The sequence below is a fragment of the Pseudomonas sp. P106(2024) genome (assembly GCF_057480815.1).
The window spans coordinates 1-797 of sequence record NZ_JBLIYU010000045.1; the positions used below are offsets into that span (position 1 = coordinate 1).

1 protein-coding gene is annotated in these 797 nt (G+C 58.0%); it reads left to right on the forward strand.

The genetic code is table 11. The features are described from left to right. Positions 1 to 797: elongation factor Tu (locus AC25M7_RS25440; protein WP_236181045.1), on the forward strand; the 797-nt coding region annotated here is incomplete at both ends.

The window sequence follows — 797 nt, forward strand, 5'->3', positions numbered from 1 at the left end:
GGCGTTCCGTACATCGTGGTCTTCCTGAACAAGGCTGACCTGGTAGACGACGCTGAGCTGCTGGAACTGGTCGAGATGGAAGTTCGCGACCTGCTGTCCACCTACGACTTCCCAGGCGACGACACCCCGATCATCATCGGTTCGGCTCGTATGGCGCTGGAAGGCAAAGACGACAATGAAATGGGTACCAGCGCTGTCAAGAAGCTGGTTGAAACTCTGGATGCCTACATCCCTGAGCCAGTTCGTGCCATCGACCAGCCGTTCCTGATGCCGATCGAAGACGTATTCTCGATCTCGGGTCGTGGTACCGTTGTTACCGGCCGTATCGAGCGTGGTATCGTCCGCGTTCAAGATCCGCTGGAAATCGTTGGTCTGCGTGACACCACCACCACCACCTGCACCGGTGTTGAGATGTTCCGCAAGCTGTTGGACGAAGGTCGTGCTGGCGAGAACTGCGGCGTTCTGCTGCGTGGTACCAAGCGTGACGACGTTGAGCGTGGCCAGGTTCTGGTCAAGCCAGGTTCGGTCAAGCCGCACACCAAGTTCACCGCAGAAGTCTACGTCCTGTCGAAGGAAGAAGGCGGCCGTCACACTCCGTTCTTCAAAGGCTACCGTCCTCAGTTCTACTTCCGTACCACTGACGTGACCGGTAACTGCGAACTGCCGGAAGGCGTTGAGATGGTAATGCCAGGTGACAACATCCAGATGACTGTCACCCTGATCAAGACCATCGCAATGGAAGACGGTCTGCGCTTCGCCATCCGTGAAGGCGGTCGTACCGTCGGCGCCGGCGTCGT